14 protein-coding genes are annotated in these 15,983 nt (G+C 69.0%); 10 read left to right on the forward strand and 4 right to left on the reverse strand.

Annotation, left to right across the window (positions count from 1 at the left end; translation table 11 throughout):
- Window positions 1-95: 95 nt before the first annotated feature.
- Genes nuoE through nuoN form a run of 9 tightly spaced genes read left to right on the forward strand, consistent with a single transcriptional unit; the run spans window position 96 to window position 12,817 of the window.
- Window positions 96-818 carry an NADH-quinone oxidoreductase subunit NuoE gene (gene nuoE, locus NA4_RS05820; protein ID WP_067465024.1) on the forward strand — a complete coding sequence of 241 codons (723 nt, stop codon included), beginning with the start codon at window positions 96-98 and terminating at the stop codon, window positions 816-818.
- Window positions 815-2,137 (forward strand): NADH-quinone oxidoreductase subunit NuoF, encoded by a 1,323-nt coding sequence (gene nuoF, locus NA4_RS05825; RefSeq protein WP_067465028.1) that lies wholly within the window; start codon window positions 815-817, stop codon window positions 2,135-2,137. Before nuoE ends, nuoF begins: the two co-directional genes overlap by 4 nt.
- A 23-nt stretch (window positions 2,138-2,160) precedes the next feature.
- Window positions 2,161-4,662, forward strand: a complete 2,502-nt coding sequence (locus NA4_RS05830; RefSeq protein ID WP_084496843.1) for an NADH-quinone oxidoreductase subunit G — start codon at window positions 2,161-2,163, stop codon at window positions 4,660-4,662.
- Window positions 4,655-6,553 carry an NADH-quinone oxidoreductase subunit NuoH gene (nuoH, locus tag NA4_RS05835; protein ID WP_084496844.1) on the forward strand — a complete coding sequence of 633 codons (1,899 nt, stop codon included), beginning with the start codon at window positions 4,655-4,657 and terminating at the stop codon, window positions 6,551-6,553. The genes NA4_RS05830 and nuoH overlap by 8 nt, the downstream gene beginning before the upstream one ends.
- A complete protein-coding gene (locus tag NA4_RS05840) occupies window positions 6,550-7,380 on the forward strand; it encodes an NADH-quinone oxidoreductase subunit J (RefSeq protein WP_067465031.1) in 831 nt (276 codons plus the stop codon). Before nuoH ends, NA4_RS05840 begins: the two co-directional genes overlap by 4 nt.
- Window positions 7,377-7,676 carry an NADH-quinone oxidoreductase subunit NuoK gene (nuoK, locus tag NA4_RS05845; RefSeq protein WP_040778694.1) on the forward strand — a complete coding sequence of 100 codons (300 nt, stop codon included), beginning with the start codon at window positions 7,377-7,379 and terminating at the stop codon, window positions 7,674-7,676. The genes NA4_RS05840 and nuoK overlap by 4 nt, the downstream gene beginning before the upstream one ends.
- 1 nt (window position 7,677) lies before the next feature.
- Window positions 7,678-9,564 (forward strand): NADH-quinone oxidoreductase subunit L, encoded by a 1,887-nt coding sequence (gene nuoL / locus NA4_RS05850; protein ID WP_067465034.1) that lies wholly within the window; start codon window positions 7,678-7,680, stop codon window positions 9,562-9,564.
- Window positions 9,561-11,186: an NADH-quinone oxidoreductase subunit M gene (locus NA4_RS05855; RefSeq protein ID WP_157128831.1), complete on the forward strand. Its 1,626-nt coding sequence runs from the start codon at window positions 9,561-9,563 to the stop codon at window positions 11,184-11,186. Before nuoL ends, NA4_RS05855 begins: the two co-directional genes overlap by 4 nt.
- A complete protein-coding gene (gene nuoN / locus NA4_RS05860) occupies window positions 11,183-12,817 on the forward strand; it encodes an NADH-quinone oxidoreductase subunit NuoN (protein WP_067465041.1) in 1,635 nt (544 codons plus the stop codon). The genes NA4_RS05855 and nuoN overlap by 4 nt, the downstream gene beginning before the upstream one ends.
- 53 nt (window positions 12,818-12,870) lie before the next feature.
- Here the strand turns inward: nuoN and NA4_RS05865 are convergent, their stop codons facing one another.
- From NA4_RS05865 to NA4_RS05875, 3 genes are read right to left on the reverse strand one after another with little or no spacing between them, the layout of a single operon-like run.
- Entirely contained in the window at window positions 12,871-13,707 is an 837-nt protein-coding gene (locus NA4_RS05865) for a helix-turn-helix domain-containing protein (RefSeq protein WP_067465045.1), read from the reverse strand.
- Window positions 13,704-14,252: a DUF6879 family protein gene (locus tag NA4_RS05870; protein ID WP_067465049.1), complete on the reverse strand. Its 549-nt coding sequence runs from the start codon at window positions 14,250-14,252 to the stop codon at window positions 13,704-13,706. The genes NA4_RS05865 and NA4_RS05870 overlap by 4 nt, the downstream gene beginning before the upstream one ends.
- Complete coding sequence (locus tag NA4_RS05875; RefSeq protein ID WP_157128832.1) at window positions 14,252-14,536, reverse strand: hypothetical protein; 285 nt, start codon at window positions 14,534-14,536, stop codon at window positions 14,252-14,254. The genes NA4_RS05870 and NA4_RS05875 overlap by 1 nt, the downstream gene beginning before the upstream one ends.
- Window positions 14,537-14,734: 198 nt before the next feature.
- Between NA4_RS05875 and NA4_RS05880 the strand changes: the two genes are divergently transcribed.
- Window positions 14,735-14,977, forward strand: a complete 243-nt coding sequence (locus NA4_RS05880) for a MarR family transcriptional regulator (RefSeq protein WP_067465053.1) — start codon at window positions 14,735-14,737, stop codon at window positions 14,975-14,977.
- Between the two features lie 58 nt (window positions 14,978-15,035).
- Here NA4_RS05880 and NA4_RS05885 read toward each other — a convergent pair whose 3' ends face one another.
- A complete protein-coding gene (locus NA4_RS05885) occupies window positions 15,036-15,866 on the reverse strand; it encodes an alpha/beta fold hydrolase (RefSeq protein WP_067465056.1) in 831 nt (276 codons plus the stop codon).
- Between the last annotated feature and the right edge of the window lie 117 nt (window positions 15,867-15,983).

The raw sequence follows: 15,983 nt of genomic DNA on the forward strand, positions 1-15,983 counted from the left end.
ACACACCAGCACAGAGCGATTCCAGGAGCGGCGGCCAGGTGACAGGTGCGCACACAACAGCGCCGAGCGGTTCCACCAGTGGTGGTGGCCGGGTGATGAGCGGGCAAGAAGTCCTTTTGAAGCTCGGCACCCGGCCCGAGCCGTACCAACCGTTCGTGCGCGAGCGGCTGGAAACCGACGCCAAGGAGATCATCGCGCGCTACCCGCACCCGCGGTCGGCGCTGCTTCCCCTGCTGCACCTGGTGCAGTCCGAGGAGGGCTACGTCACCGGCACCGGCATCGAATTCTGCGCCGAGCAGCTCGACCTCACCGGCGCCGAAGTCACCGCGGTCGCCACGTTCTACTCGATGTTCCGGCGCACCCCGACCGGCGACTACCACGTCGGGGTGTGCACCAATACGCTGTGCGCGGTCATGGGCGGCGACGCCATCCTCGCCGCGCTCGGACGCCACCTCGGCATCGGACACGGCGAGACCACCGCGGACGGAGCGATCACGCTCGAACACATCGAATGCAACGCTGCCTGCGACTTCGCCCCGGTGCTCATGGTCAACTGGGAGTTCTTCGACAACCAGACCCCCGAATCGGCGCGTGCCCTGGTGGACGCACTGCGGGCCGGACAACAGGTCACGCCGACCCGCGGCGCACCGCTGTGCACGTTCAAGCAGACCGCGCGCATCCTGGCCGGGTTCCCGGACGAACGCGAGGGCGTCCTCGACGGCCCTGCCGGCGAGGCGACGCTCGCCGGCCTGCGGATCGCCCGCGAGCAGGGCATGCAAGCCCCTGCGCCACAAGACGATTCGGAGGGCCTCCGATGACCCTCACACCGGTACTGACCGAGTACTGGGACGATCCGCAGTCCTGGACCATGGACACCTACCTGCGCCACGACGGCTACCAGGCGCTGCGCACCGCGCTGCGCATGGACCCCGACCAGGTCATCCAGACCGTCAAGGACGCGGGGCTGCGCGGCCGCGGCGGCGCGGGCTTCCCCACCGGCATGAAGTGGAGTTTCATCCCGCAGGGTCCCGGCCCCGACGGCGTCACCAAACCGCACTACCTGGTGGTGAACGCCGACGAGTCGGAACCGGGCACCTGCAAGGACATTCCGCTCATGCTGGCCACGCCGCACACGCTGATCGAAGGCGTCATCATCGCCTCCTACGCCATCCGCGCGGCGCAGGCGTTCATCTACGTTCGCGGCGAAGTGGTTCCGGTGCTGCGACGGCTGCAAGCCGCGGTGACGCAAGCCTACGAAGCGGGCTTCCTCGGCCACGACATCCTCGGCTCCGGCTATGACCTCGAGCTGATCGTGCACGCGGGGGCGGGCGCCTACATCTGCGGTGAGGAGACCGCGCTGCTGGATTCGCTGGAAGGCCGCCGCGGCCAGCCTCGCCTGCGTCCACCGTTCCCGGCCGTCGCCGGCCTCTACGCCTGCCCGACGGTGGTGAACAACGTGGAGTCCATCGCCAGCGTGCCATCCATCATCCGCAACGGCATCGCCTGGTTCCGCTCGATGGGCAGCGAGAAGTCACCTGGCTTCACCCTCTACTCGCTGTCGGGTCACGTCGCCCGGCCCGGACAGTACGAGGCGCCACTGGGTGTCACGCTGCGGGAACTGCTCGGCTACGCCGGCGGCGTGCGCGCCGGGCACCGAGTGAAGTTCTGGACGCCGGGCGGCTCGTCCACGCCGCTGTTCACCGACGAACACCTCGACGTGCCCCTCGACTACGAGGCCGTCGCCGCCGCCGGATCCATGCTCGGCACCAAGGCGCTGCAGATCTTCGACGACACCACCTGCGTGGTGCGGGCGGTGCTGCGCTGGACCGAGTTCTACGCGCACGAGTCCTGCGGCAAGTGCACCCCCTGCCGGGAGGGCACCTACTGGCTCGTTCAGCTGCTGCGACGCATCGAGTCCGGCGACGGCGACGAATCCGACCTGGACAAACTGCTCGACATCAGCGACACCATCAACGGCAAGTCGTTCTGCGCCCTCGGCGACGGCGCGGCCAGCCCGATCATCTCCTCGCTGAAGTACTTCCGCGAGGAGTACGCCGACCATCTGCGGCTCGGCGGATGCCCATTCGACCCGGCGCGCTGCACCGCATGGGCCGAGTCAGGAGAAGGGGTCCGATGAATCCAGTACCGCGTAGCGATTCGATGCGGGGCGCCGCTGGTGCTCCCGCCATCGTCAGCGGCAGCACCAGCGGACCGGCCCCCGCCGACCTGGTGACCGTGACCATCGACGACACCACCATCAGCGTGCCGCCGGGCACTCTGCTGATCCGGGCCGCAGAGCTGATCGGCATCCAGATCCCCCGCTTCTGCGACCATCCGCTGCTCGACCCGGTCGGCGCCTGCCGCCAGTGCCTGGTCGAGGTCGAGGGCCAGCGCAAACCCGTCGCCTCCTGCACCATGGCCGTCACCGACGGCATGGTGGCCCGCACCCAGCTCACCTCGACGGTCGCCGACAAAGCGCAGGAGGGTGTGATGGAGCTGCTGCTGATCAACCATCCACTCGACTGCCCGGTGTGCGACAAGGGCGGCGAGTGCCCGCTGCAGAACCAGGCGATGTCCACCGGCCGCGCCGAATCCCGGTTCGACGGGAACAAACGCACCTACCCCAAACCGATTCCGCTGTCCACGGCGGTGCTGCTGGACCGGGAACGCTGTGTGCTCTGCGCCCGCTGCACACGCTTCTCCCAGCAGATCGCCGGCGACCCGTTCATCGAGATGATGGATCGCGGAGCGCTGCAACAGGTCGGCACCGCCCAGGCCGAGCCGCTGGACTCCTACTTCTCCGGCAACACCGTGCAGATCTGCCCGGTCGGCGCGCTCACCGGCACCACCTACCGGTTCCGCGCACGCCCCTTCGACCTGGTGTCCAGCCCGAACGTGTGCGAGCACTGTGCCTCCGGCTGCGCGCAGCGTACCGACCACCGGCGCGGCAAGGTGTTGCGCCGGCTGGCCGGTGACGACCCGCAGGTCAACGAGGAATGGAACTGCGACAAGGGACGCTGGGCCTTCGCCTACGCCACCGAACCCGACCGGATCACCACCCCGCTGGTGCGCGGCTGGGACGGCACCCTCGCCCCCGCCTCCTGGTCGAAAGCCCTCGCCGCGGCGGCGTCGGGTCTTGCCGCGTCCTTCGGCAACGCGGGCGTACTCGTCGGCGGCCGGGTCACCGAAGAGGATGCCTACGCCTACGCCAAGTTCGCGCGGATCGCCCTCGGCACCAACGACATCGACTTCCGCTCCCGCACGCACTCCGCCGAGGAGGCCGACTTCCTCGCCGCCCGGGTCGCGGGCCAGCCCACCGCGGTGACCTACGAGAGCATGGAAGCCGCGCCGGTCGTCCTGCTGGTCGGGTTCGAACCGGAGGAGGAGTCGCCGATCGTCTACCTGCGCCTGCGCAAAGCCGCCCGCAAACGCGGCCTGCCGATCTACTCGCTGGCGCCCTACACCTCCCGCGGCCTGGACCGCATGTCCGGTCGCCTGCTGCGCACGGTCCCGGGCGCCGAACCGCAGCTGCTCGATGCTATCGGCACCGGTGAGATCACCACGCCCGGTGCGGATCCGGCCCGGCTGGCCGAGCTGGCGCGGCTGCTGCGCGAACCCGGCGCGGTGATCATGGCCGGCGAGCGGATTGGCGGTGTCCCTGGCGGGCTGTCGGCGCTCGTCCGGCTCACCGAGGAGACCGGAGCCGCCCTCGCCTGGGTTCCGCGCCGGGCCGGTGAACGCGGCGCGGTCGAAGCGGGCGCGCTTCCCGGCCTGCTGCCCGGAGGCCGCCCGGTCGCGGACCCCCGTGCCAGGCAACAAGTTCGGGCGGTATGGAACGCGGCCGATCTCCCGGTCGGCGCCGGCCGCGACACCACGGCCATCCTGGAGGCCGCACCCGGTCTCGGCGCGCTGGTGATCGGCGGCGTCGACGTCACCGACCTGCCCAACCCCGCCGCGGCGCTGGCCGCCATCGACGCGGCCCGGTTCGTGGTCAGCCTGGAGCTGCGGCACAGCGCGGTCACCGAACGCGCCGACGTGGTCTTCCCGGTGGCCTCGGCGATGGAGAAGTCCGGCACCTTCCGCACCTGGGAGGGCAGGCCGCGTCCGTTCGCCGCCGCGCTCGGCGACGACATGGTGCGCCGCCAGAGCGCACCGCTGTCGGATCAGCGGGTGCTGCACGCCGTCGCCGCCGAGATGTCGGTGCGGCTCGGCTTGCCCGACACCGAGTCCGCACGCGCCGAACTCGCCGAACTCGGCGCCTGGGACGGCGCACCGGTCGCCGCGCCGACACATCCGCCGCGTGAGCTGCCTCAACCGCAACCGGGTACCGCGGTTCTCGCCAGCTGGCGAATGCTGCTCGACGAGGGGCGCATGCAGGACGGCGAACCGAACCTGGCGGGCATCGCCCGGCCCCCGGTGGTGCGGCTGTCGGCGGCCACCGCCGCGGAGATCGGTGTGGCCGAGGACGATCCGGTCACCGTCGCCACCGGCCACGGCGCCGTCACACTGCCGCTGATGATCAGCGACCTGCCCGATCGCGTGGTCTGGCTGCCGCAGCACTCGCCCGGCTGCTGCATCGCCGAGCAACTCGCCGTCCAGCCCGGCGCCATCGTCTTGGTGCGGCGCGCCGACGAGAGGATGAAGGAGCACCGTCATGAGTGATCCGGCTCTGTTCATCGCGTCGACCGCGGTGTCTTCCGTGGTCACGCACACCGCCGCGGAGCCGTACGCGCCCGTCGGCTTCGGACACGACCCACTGTGGCTCGTGATCGCGAAAGCACTCGCCATCTTCGTCTACCTGATGCTGATCCCGCTGGTCGCGGTGCTAGCGGAACGAAAGATCGTGGCGCGCATGCAGATGCGGATCGGCCCCAACCGGACCGGGCCGTTCGGGTCGCTGCAGAGCATCGCCGACGGCGTGAAGATGGCCCTCAAAGAGGACATCGTCCCGGCGATCGTGGACAAGCCGATCTACATTCTGGCGCCGATCATCTCGGTGGTGCCCGCCTTCATGGCGTTCGCGGTCATCCCGCTCGGGCCGCAGGTGTCGATCTTCGGCGTCACCACCGCCCTGCAGCTCACCGACCTGCCGGTGGCGGTGCTGTACATCCTGGCGATCACCTCCATCGGCGTGTACGGCATCGTGCTGGCCGGTTGGTCGTCGGGCTCGACGTATCCGCTGCTGGGCGGCCTGCGCTCGACCGCGCAAGTCATCTCCTACGAGATCGCGATGGCGCTGTGCTTCGCCGCGGTGTTCCTGCTCGGCGGCACCATGGCGACCTCGGGCATCGTGTCCGCGCAGGAAGGCACCTGGTACGTCTTCCTGCTGCTGCCGTCGTTCCTGATCTACTGCGTCTCGATGGTCGGCGAGACCAACCGGGCGCCGTTCGACCTGCCGGAGGCCGAGGGCGAGCTGGTCGGCGGCTTCCACACCGAGTACTCATCGCTCAAGTTCGCCATGTTCATGCTGGCCGAATACGTGAACATGGCCACGGTTTCCGCGCTGGCCACCACGCTGTTCCTGGGCGGCTGGCGTGCGCCGTGGCCGCTGAACATGTGGGACGGCGCGAATTCCGGCTGGTGGCCGGTGCTGTGGTTCACCGCCAAGGTGTGGACGTTCCTGTTCGTGTTCATCTGGCTGCGCGGCACGCTGCCGCGGCTGCGCTACGACCAGTTCATGAGTCTCGGGTGGAAACTGCTGATCCCGGCCTCGTTGGGCTGGGTCATGGTGGTGGCAACAGCCCGGGTGTTGCAGGCCGAGGGCTACCCCGTGCAGACCCCGGTCCTGGTGATCGGTGGCTTGGTGGTCACCGGCTTGCTGGTGCTGCAGTTCCTGCGCGCGGGCGTGGCCAAGGCGGCACCGCCACCGGCCGAGGAACCCGCCGCCGATTCCAGTGTCTTCCTCGGCTTCCCGGTGCCACCGCTGCCTGCCGACGCCCAGACCCGCGACGCCACCCGCGGCAAAGCCGGTCTGCTGGAACCGCTGTCCGGATTCGCGGTCACCGCGGCGACCATGTTCAAGAAGCCGAACACCGAGTTCTACCCCGAGCAGAAAACGCCGACCGCGCCGCGCTATCACGGCAGGCACCAGCTCAACCGTCATCCCGACGGCTTGGAGAAATGCATCGGCTGCGAGCTGTGCGCCTGGGCCTGTCCCGCCGACGCGATCTACGTCGAAGGCGCGGACAACACCGACACCGAACGCTATTCGCCCGGCGAACGCTACGGCCGCGTCTACCAGATCAACTACCTGCGCTGCATCGGCTGCGGGTTGTGCATCGAGGCCTGCCCCACCCGGGCGCTGACCATGACCAACGACTACGAGATGGCCGACGACAACCGAGCCGACCTCATCTACGAAAAGGACCGGTTGCTCGCCCCGCTGCAGCCCGGCATGACCGCACCGCCGCACGCGATGCACCCCGGCACCGACGAGGCCGACTACTACCTCGGCAAGGTCCCCGGCAGCCCGCAGGACGCCGCCACGGCCACCGGCCCGGCCGAGCCGCCCGAGCGACCGGCCGCCGCGGGTGCGGAAGGAGTAGCACGATGACCGATCTGATCCTGGCCGCGGAGCCGCTGACCCGCACCTCCACCGGCGAAGCCGTCCTGTTCTGGATCCTCGCCCCGCTGGCGGTGCTCGGCGCGCTCGGCATGGTCTTCGTCCCCAAGGCAGTGCATTCCGCGATCTGCCTTGCCGCGACGATGATCGCGCTGGCCACCTTCTACATCGCCCAGGACGCGCTGTTCCTCGGCGTCGTGCAGATCGTGGTCTACACCGGCGCGGTCATGATGCTGTTCCTGTTCGTGCTGATGCTCGTCGGCGTCGATTCCGCCGAATCGCTGAAAGAAACGATCCGCGGTCAGCGCCTCGCCGCCGCCGGCGTCGGCATCGGCTTCGGCCTGCTGCTCAGCAGCGGCATCGCCCGCGGTGTACGCGAATCCGGCATCGCCTTCCCCACTTCCGGTTTCGCGGGACGCGACGTGATCGCCGAGCTGGCCGAGCTGATCTTCCTGCGTTACGTGTGGGCCTTCGAACTCACCGGCGCCCTGCTGATCACCGCCACCATCGGCGCGATGGTGCTGGCCCACCGCGAGCGGTTCGGGCCTCTCACCGGCCAGCGCGAACTGTCCCGCCGCCGGTTCCGCGAGACCGGACACCGTGCGACGCCGCTGCCCACTCCCGGCGTCTACGCCAGGCACAACGCGGTGGACATCCCCGCAAGGCTGCCCGACGGCTCCTTCGAAGAACTGTCGGTCAGCACCATCCTGCGGCACCGCCGCACCAGGGCGCTCACCGAAGCGGCCGTCATCTCGGTCGGCACCGCCCCCGCACCGGACGCGACCGACACCACCAGCGACGAGGAAGGCAACCGGTGAATCCCGAGAACTACCTGTTCCTGTCCGCCCTGCTGTTCACGATCGGCGCGGCCGGCGTGCTGCTGCGGCGCAACGCCATCGTGGTGTTCATGTGCATCGAGCTCATGCTCAACGCGGTGAACCTCGCGTTCGTCACCTTCGCCAGGATGCACGACAACCTGGACGGACAGGTGTTCGCGTTCTTCACGATGGTGGTCGCCGCGGCCGAGGTGGTCGTCGGCTTGGCCATCATCATGACCATCTTCCGCGCCCGCCGCTCGACCTCGGTCGACGACGCCAACCTGCTGAAGTTCTGACGTGGACACCGCAACGCTCTGGCTGCTGCCCGCCCTCCCGCTGGCGGGTGCGATCGTCCTGCTGCTGGCCGGACGCTACGGCGACAAGTGGGGTCACCTGCTCGGTACCGTGATGGCGCTGGCCTCCTTCGGGGTCGCCGCGAACGCGTTCGTCGCGATGCTCGGGCGCGACACCGCCGAACGGCCGATCCACGAGGATCTGTTCAGCTGGGTCCCGGTCGCCGGACTCCAGGTCGACTTCGCGCTCCAATTGGACCAGCTGTCGATGTGTTTCGCGCTGCTGATCACCGGCGTCGGCTCGCTCATCCACATCTACTCGATCGGCTACATGAGCCACGACCCGGGACGGCGGCGATTCTTCGGCTACCTCAACCTGTTCCTCGCGGCCATGCTGCTGCTGGTGCTGGCGAACAACTACCTGGTGCTCTACCTCGGCTGGGAAGGCGTCGGCCTGGCGTCCTACCTGCTGATCGGGTTCTGGTACCACAAGCCTTCGGCGGCAACGGCGGCCAAGAAGGCGTTCGTGGTCAACCGGGTCGGCGACATGGGCTTGGCGATCGCCATGATGGTGATGTTCGCGACCTTCGGCTCGGTCGACTTCGACGCCGTGTTCGGCGCCGCGCCCGCCGCGGGCGAGGGCACGCTCACCGCGATCGGCCTGTTGCTGCTGCTGGCCGCATGCGGCAAGTCCGCGCAGGTGCCGCTGCAATCCTGGCTCGGCGACGCGATGGAAGGCCCCACCCCCGTCTCGGCGCTCATCCACGCCGCGACCATGGTCACCGCGGGCGTCTACCTGATCGCGCGGTCGGGCCCGATCTACGATCTCGCGCCGAACGCTCGGCTCGGGGTGGTGCTCGTCGGCGCGGTCACACTACTGTTCGGCGCGATCGTCGGCTGCGCCAAGGACGACATCAAGAAGGCGCTGGCCGCCTCCACGATGAGCCAGATCGGCTACATGGTGCTGGCCGCCGGTCTCGGCCCGGCCGGCTACGCCGTCGCCATCATGCACCTGCTCACCCACGGATTCTTCAAGGCAGGCCTGTTCCTCGGCGCCGGTTCGGTGATGCACGCGATGAACGACGAGACCGACATGCGCCGCTACGGCGGCCTGCGCACCTTGCTGCCGATCACCTACGTCACCTTCGGGCTCGGCTACCTCGCCATCATCGGGGTCCCGCCGTTCGCCGGATTCTTCTCCAAGGACCGGATCATCGAAGCGGCGTTCAACCAGGGCGGTTTCGGTGGCATCGCGCTGGGTCTGGCCGCACTGCTCGGCGCCGGCCTGACCGCGTTCTACATGACGCGGGTCATGCTGATGACGTTCTTCGGTGAACGCCGCTGGAACCCGGACACCCATCCGCACGAATCACCCGCGGTGATGACCGGTCCGATGATCCTGCTCGCGGTGGGCTCGGCGGGGGCGGGGGCGGTGTTCGTCTTCGGCTCCTCGCTGCAGAACTGGCTCGAACCGGTGGTCGGCGCCCACCACGGCACCGAAGCCGTCCCCGCGGCACTGGTCACGGTGCTCGCGCTCGGCGTGGTAGCCATCGGCGTCGGCCTGGCCTACTCCCAGTACGCGCGGCGCGACATCCCCGAGACCGCACCCGCGCCCGTGTCCGCGCTGACCGTCGCGGCCCGCAAGGATCTCTACGGCGACGCGGTCAACGAAGCGGCGTTCATGCGTCCCGGACGGCATCTGACCCGGGCGCTGGTCTTCCTCGACAACCGCGGCATCGATGGCGTCGTCAACGGCACCGCGGCGCTGATCGGCGGTTTGTCCGCGCGGGCCCGGCGGGTGCAGTCCGGGTTCGTGCGTTCGTATGCCCTGTCCATGTTCACCGGCGCGGCCCTGGTGGCCGCCGCCCTGCTGGCGGTGAGGTTGTGGTGAGCGAGTTCCCCTGGTTGACGACGCTGTGGCTGGCTCCGGTCGTCGGTGCGGCGATCGTGCTGGCACTACCGGCCACCCGGCGCACCCTCGCACGCGTTGTGGCCCTGAGCATCTCGCTGCTCGTGCTGGCCACCGGCATCGTGCTCGCCGTGCGCTTCGACCCCGGCGGGGAGCAATACCAGTTCGTCGAATCCCACCAATGGATTCCGGCGTTCGGCGCCGGATACACCCTCGGCCTGGACGGCATCGCGCTGGTGCTGGTGCTGCTGACCGCGGTCCTGGTGCCGCTGCTGATCCTGGCGGGCTGGCACGACGAACGCGAAGTGGGCAGCGGTAAGCGGGTGGCGCACACCTACGTCGCGCTGACCCTGCTCGTCGAGGCGATGGTGCTGATCTCCTTCCTCTCCCTGGACATCCTGCTGTTCTACGTGTTCTTCGAGGCGATGCTCATCCCGATGTACTTCCTCATCGGCGGATTCGGGCCACGCACCGCGGACATGCGGCTGCGCGCGCAGCGCTCCCGTGCGGCGGTGAAGTTCCTGCTGTACAACCTGTTCGGCGGGCTGATCATGCTGGCCGCGGTCATCGGGTTGTACGTGCTCACCGCCCGCGAAGGGCTGGGCGAAGGATCGTCGGGGACGTTCGATTTCCGCACCGTGGTCGCGGCGGCGAACGCGGGCCAGCTCGGCGCCGGTCCCGCGGTGCTCAACGCCTTGTTCCTCGGGTTCATGTTCGCCTTCGCGGTGAAAGCGCCGCTGTGGCCGCTGCACACCTGGCTGCCCGACGCCGCCGTCGCGGCGACCCCCTCCAGCGCGGTGCTGATGATGGCCGTGGTGGACAAGGTGGGCACCTTCGGCATGCTGCGCTACTGCCTGCCACTGTTCCCCGGCGCGTCGGATACCTATGCGCCGCTGGTGATCACGCTCGCGGTGATCGGCATCGTCTACGGCGCCCTGCTGGCCATCGGGCAGACCGACCTGATGCGCCTGATCGCCTACACGTCGATCTCCCATTTCGGCTTCATCATCCTCGGCGTCTTCGCCATGACCAGCCAGGGCCAGACCGGCGCGACGCTGTACATGGTCAACCACGGCATCTCCACCGCCGCGCTGTTCCTGGTGGCCGGGTTCCTGGTATCACGGCGGGGTACCCGCCTGATCGCGGAATTCGGTGGCGTGCAGAAGGTCGCGCCCGTGCTGGCCGGTACCTTCCTCATCGCTGGTCTGGCGACGCTGTCGCTACCCGGGCTCGCCCCGTTCGTGAGTGAATTCCTCGTGTTGGTCGGCACCTTCAGCCGCTACCAGTTCGCGGCCGTGGTCGCCGCCGGCGCGCTGGTGCTGGCCGCGCTCTACGTGCTGTGGGTCTACCAGCGGATGATGACCGGTCCGGTGAAGGAAGGCAACGAACGGATCTACGACCTGGCGCCGCGCGAACTCACCGTGGTGGTCCCGTTGATCCTCGCGTTGCTGTTCCTCGGTGTCTACCCGAAGGTCCTCACCGATTTCATCAATCCCGCGGTGAGTCACACCCTCACCACCATCGGCCGCAGCGACCCAGCACCGTCGTCACCCCCGCCGCCCGAGGCGGGATCGGCCCGACACACCGGAGGTGCCCACAAATGAGCACGGCTACCGCGGGCCAGCACGCCGCAACACTCGCCGCGAGCGTCCCCGCGCCGAGTATCGAATACGGCTATCTCTCCCCCATGCTCATCGTGTTCGGCGCCGCGGTCATCGGTGTGCTCGCCGAGGCATTCGTCGCCCGCCGCTTCCGCTATGCGACGCACCTGGTGCTGAGCCTGGCCGGGTTGGCCGCGGCGCTGGTCGCCGTGGTGGCGCTGGCAGGCACCGAGTCCACCGCTGTCGCCGGAGCCGTCGCGATCGACGGCGTCACGCTGTTCGGGCAAGGAACGATCCTGGTGGTGTCGATCCTCGGGGTCTTGTTCATCGCCGAGCGCGGCGCCGAGCCGCGCGAGCAGCCGCGCTCGGGCCCGGGAACCTGGAGTCTGGCCGCCGCGACCCTCGGCCGCGGCGTGGACGCGTTCACGCCGCAGGCTTCGGCGGTGCCTGGCAGCGCGGCCGAAACCGCCGCGGTTCGCGCGGGCGTCGCGACCACCGAGGTGTTCCCGCTGACGTTGCTGGCGGTCGGTGGCCTGCTGCTGTTCCCGGCGTCCAACGACCTGCTCACCATGTTCGTCGCGCTCGAGGTGCTGTCGCTGCCGCTGTACCTGCTGTGTGGGCTGGCGCGGCGCAAGCGGCTGCTCTCCCAGGAGGCGGCGTTGAAGTACTTCCTGCTCGGCGCGTTCTCCTCGGCGTTCTTCCTCTACGGTGTCGCGCTGCTGTACGGGCAGGCGGGCACGGTGCGCCTCGGCGGTATCGCGGACGCCATCGCCCGGCATCCGCAGGACACGACGCTGGCGTTGCTCGGCATCGCGATGCTGGCGGTCGGGCTGCTGTTCAAGATCGGCGCGGTACCGTTCCAGTCCTGGGTGCCGGACGTGTACCAGGGCGCCCCCACCGCGATCACCGGTTTCATGGCGGCGGCCACCAAGATCGCCGCGGTCGGCGCGTTGGTGCGCGTGCTGCAGGTCGCGGTGCCCGGCCTGCGCGACGACTGGCGTCCGATCCTCGGTGCCGTCGCGATCGCCACCATGGCGGTCGGGGCGGTCATGGCGATCACGCAGACCGACGTGAAGCGCATGCTCGCGTATTCCTCGGTGGCGCATGCCGGTTTCCTGCTGACCGGCCCGGTGGCGGCCGACGACCGTGGCGTCGCCGCGGTGCTGTTCTACCTGGCGGCTTACGGCATCGGTACGCTCGGTGCCTTCGCCGTGGTCAGCCTGGTCCGCGAACCAGGCGGTGACGAGGCCACCGGCCTGCCCCGATGGGCCGGCCTCGGCCGCCGCTCGCCCTGGCTGGCAACGGTTTTCGCGCTGTTTCTGCTTTCGTTCGCCGGTTTGCCGCTCACCAGCGGCTTCGTCAGCAAGTTCGCCGTTTTCGAGGCCGCGGCCGCGGGCGGGGCGACAGCGCTGGTGATCGTCGGTGTGCTCTGCAGTGCCATCGCGGCGTTCTTCTACCTGCGGGTCATCGTGCTGATGTTCTTCACCGACCCGCCCGCCGACGCACCCGTGCTGGTCGCCCCGCCACTGACCACCACCATCGTGGCGGTCACCGCGGCGGTCACGTTCGTACTCGGCGTCTTCCCGCAGCCGCTGCTCGACCTGGCCGGCCAGGCGGCGGCATTCGTCCGCTGAGCGGCCTCGGGTGATGCGGCCACCTCCGGCGGCGGCATCACCCGAATCGACTGCTAGGCACCGCGCCTGCGGTCCAGCACGTTGGTGATCAGCAAACGTGCACGTTCGCCGTATTCTGCCTGGTCGGCCAGGATGGCGAAGGTCTTCTCGTGCAAGGCGATCTCGGAGGGACGGGTGATGGTCAGCTCGGCCGAGACCGTCTCGGTCAGCACCTGCGAGCGGTCGTAGATGACGAAGTTCGTTGCGGGAGCGCGATAGTCGGCGCAGGCCGGGATGATGCCGAGCCGGACCCTCGGATTGGACATCACCGTGAGCAGGTAGGCCAGCTGCTCGGCCATGGTGGCCGCGTCGCCGACCATGCGCCAGAGCGCGGCCTCGTTGATCAGGAAATGGAACCGGTGCTTGGCCCGGTGGAGCACCTGCTTGCGCGCCATCCGCGCGGAAACCGCGTCCTCGAGGTCGTCGCGTCCGCCGGTGACCGCGATGCACGCGGTGAGGATTGCGCGCGCGTAGCCCTCAGTTTGCAGAAGTCCCGGCAACGTATCGGGCGCATACCATCGGATCTGGGTGGTCTGCGCCTCCAGATCGATCGACTGCCGCTGCCGGCGCGCATGACCGGAGGCGACGGTACGTTGCCATTCCAGATACATCGACTGCAGATTGCGCGCGTTGGCAACCAGGTCGTCCAGCACGGCGGTGTTGTCACACGCCTCGCACCAGGCGGCGAGATCGGCTTCCGACGGCGTCTGTTTACCGCCCTCGATCCGGGAGACCTTGCTCGAATGCCAGCCACATCTGGCCGCCAGCTCCAGGCCGGTCAGGTGGGCGGCGCGCCGCAGTTCGCGCAGGCGCGCACCCAGCGCCGCGCGTGCGTCCGACACATCGTTCACTCGCCCACGTGCTCGCTCTCGTAATACCGGTGATGATCAATACCCTTGGGCCACAGCCGTTCGCGAACCTGCAGGCAGCGGGCGACCAGGGCCGGATCGGTGGTGATCGACAGACCCGTGAACCGCCCGTCGGCGGCGAAAGTGTTGAACGCGACCGTGTCCGCGTCGAACAACCAGTAGTCGTCGCGCGGCACGTCCGCGGGGTCGGCCAGGTGCCGCGGCAGCCAGCGCACGGTCTCGCCGGTGGCGATGTTGTCGTCGGTCGCCGACAACAACCACCGGGTGTAGCCGGAGTGCGGGACCGTCACGACACGGAGCCGTTCCAGTGTGACTCCGCGACCGGCTGACTCGACCATCAGAGCGTCCCAGGCTTTCCACGACTCCGGCTGTTCCTCCGGCTCGTACGCTACTCCGGCGTCGAAGCGGCGCAATGCTTCTTGCTCGTCCTCCAGCACGTAGAAGTCCCTCACCTCCAGGTGGAAGGCGCGGAATCGAGCCGCCCGGAACAGCGGCTCGAAACAGCGGTCACCACCGACGTGCAGCATCAGCGCACCACCACGGCGGTTTCGTGGCACGCGAGGGTCAACTGCGCGAGCAACTCGGGGTCGGTGACCGGTTCACCGGCCACCAGCACCGAACCGCAGGTTCCGGTCGCCTCCACCGGTAGCCGCATACCCGGCTCCAGCCAGTCCAGCAACTGGTGTGGCACCAGGACCGTGCCCGTGCGCTCGGTGGCATCGCCCTGCACCACCAGCACGCCGGTGTCGGTCGCGTACACGGCGGGGCAAGCTCCATGATCGGATCCGGATCCGAGGAGTCGCAGGTTCATAGCTGATCCTTTGCGAGAGCGGAAGGGCGATGTCGTGCAATCGTCCCCACCGGAAGCCTTGCGGGTCAACGTACTTCGCAAAGTCGCGCAAAGCCGTGGCGGCGGAACAGGTTCGCTCTTACCTTCGATTGGGCACCTCGGGTACCACCGCGGCGAGTTCGATCCCGAGTTGCCCTTCCCAGAGGAAAGGGCTCCGACATGATGAGACGACCCAGGACTGCCGCCGATTTCGCGGTGCTGGGTGTGCTGGCGCCAGGCGGATTACTCACCGTCGAGCAGCTGGCTCAGCAGGCGCGACTGACCGCGTGGTCGGTGCGCGGTGCGTTGTTGCGCCTGCAGTCGCGCGGCTTGATCATGGACGCCAACAACCGCGGCCGCTGGGCGATCACGCCCCGCGGCCGCGGCGAGTGGGCCGCGAAGGGACGCCGGTTCACGCTATGACCCGATCACCTCGCCCCCATCATGGTGCTCGATCCGCTGCGGCGGATCCCACTCCGAATCACGGTGTGGTCAGGACTTCCCGCAGCCGGACCACGAACGTGGCGGGATCGTCGGCGAAACCGATGTGCCCGCCGGGGAACAGCGTCGGCGCGAGGTCCAGAGCCGAGGCGAGCGCGCGTGCGGTGCGGTCGCAGAACTGCCCGGCGGAGTCGGCGCCGATGCCGACGACGAGCCGGGCGCGCGTGTCGAGCAGCGCGACGATGTCGGGCTCCCAGGTGGTGGTGCCGCGGATCTCGTGCGCGAACCAGTACTGTTCGCTGGCGATCTGCCGCGGGTCGCGCTCGGGCCCGAATATCTGCGCCAGCATCGGCTCCGGCATCGGGATGTTCGCGACCGCGAAGAACTTTCGCCACGCACCGAGCACATCGCCCTCGGCGTAGGCCGCAACCATCTCCTCGGTGGCCGCACGGTGGGCGTCGCGGTCGGCGATCAGCGCATTGATCGGTGGCTCGTGCGCGATCACCGTCGTGACGAGGTCGGGGCGAGCCTGCGCCAGCGCCAGAGCGGTCACCGCACCGCCACTGGAGCCGAAGACCACGGCGGGTCCGGCATCGACGTGGGTGATCAACCGGGCGAGGTCGTCGGCGCGCAGTTCCGGGGTGGAGTCCTGGCCGGGATCGTCCAGCGTGCTGTTCTGGTGTCCGCGCGGGTCGGTGGTGAGCACCGTGTGGTCGGCGGCGAGCAGGTCGGCCAGCGGCGCGAACGCGGCGGCGTCCATCGGCGCACCGACCAGTACGACCAGCGGTCCCGCACCGCGCAGTTCGTAGTAGAGATGCGCGCCGGGAACGTCGAGAGTTCGCGCTGTGACCGCGGACGGCGTCTGGGTCATGAGTTCTCCTCGTGGGTGTCCTAGTTGGTGCTGTCGGACGTAGTCCGTCCTCAGCCCGAACACGGCCGGAGCAAAGGCGCAGTACGCACAACGCGCACGGCCGGGCGAAAGCGGAGG

The sequence above is a fragment of the Nocardia amamiensis NBRC 102102 genome (assembly GCF_001612745.1).
Classification (GTDB): domain Bacteria; phylum Actinomycetota; class Actinomycetes; order Mycobacteriales; family Mycobacteriaceae; genus Nocardia; species Nocardia amamiensis.

Coding starts and splice junctions, on each gene's coding strand:
- NA4_RS05870 (WP_067465049.1), bottom strand. CDS start 14,252: ATGCTGCACGTCGGTGGTGACCGCTGTTTCGAGCCGCTGTTCCGGGCG.
- NA4_RS05885 (WP_067465056.1), bottom strand. CDS start 15,866: ATGACCCAGACGCCGTCCGCGGTCACAGCGCGAACTCTCGACGTTCCC.
- NA4_RS05830 (WP_084496843.1), top strand. CDS start 2,161: ATGCGGGGCGCCGCTGGTGCTCCCGCCATCGTCAGCGGCAGCACCAGC.
- nuoH (WP_084496844.1), top strand. CDS start 4,655: ATGAGTGATCCGGCTCTGTTCATCGCGTCGACCGCGGTGTCTTCCGTG.
- NA4_RS05840 (WP_067465031.1), top strand. CDS start 6,550: ATGACCGATCTGATCCTGGCCGCGGAGCCGCTGACCCGCACCTCCACC.
- NA4_RS05880 (WP_067465053.1), top strand. CDS start 14,735: ATGATGAGACGACCCAGGACTGCCGCCGATTTCGCGGTGCTGGGTGTG.
- NA4_RS05875 (WP_157128832.1), bottom strand. CDS start 14,536: ATGAACCTGCGACTCCTCGGATCCGGATCCGATCATGGAGCTTGCCCC.
- nuoN (WP_067465041.1), top strand. CDS start 11,183: ATGAGCACGGCTACCGCGGGCCAGCACGCCGCAACACTCGCCGCGAGC.
- nuoE (WP_067465024.1), top strand. CDS start 96: ATGAGCGGGCAAGAAGTCCTTTTGAAGCTCGGCACCCGGCCCGAGCCG.
- nuoF (WP_067465028.1), top strand. CDS start 815: ATGACCCTCACACCGGTACTGACCGAGTACTGGGACGATCCGCAGTCC.